1 pseudogene is annotated in these 310 nt (G+C 71.0%); it reads left to right on the top strand.

The features are described 5' to 3' along the window. Positions 1–310, top strand: a pseudogene (locus H928_RS28080) (biotin/lipoyl-binding protein); the annotation flags it as partial.

The following is a 310-nucleotide window of genomic DNA, read 5'->3' as shown; positions in this document are numbered from 1 at the left end:
CGAGGCCACGGTGACGGCGATTGGCACCTTGCAGCCGCGCAGCTATGTGGATGTGGGCGCGCAGGTATCGGGCCAGATTCTGAAGCTGCGCGTGCAGCCCGGTGCCGAGGTGGCCAAGGGCGATCTGCTGGTGGAGATTGACCCCAGCGTGCAGCGTGCGACGGTGGATGCGGGCCGTGCATCCCTGGCGGGGCTGCGCGCCCAGCTGGCCGAGCAGCAGGCCCAGCACCGGTTGGCGGGCCAGCAGCTGCAGCGCCAGCAGCAGCTGAGCGCGCACGAGGCCACACGCGAGGAAGACCTGCAGACGGCG

Origin of the sequence: Comamonas sp. B-9 (genome assembly GCF_000410635.1) — a bacterium.
Lineage (GTDB): Bacteria > Pseudomonadota > Gammaproteobacteria > Burkholderiales > Burkholderiaceae_C > Comamonas.
This window is presented reverse-complemented; position numbering and strand designations above follow the sequence as displayed.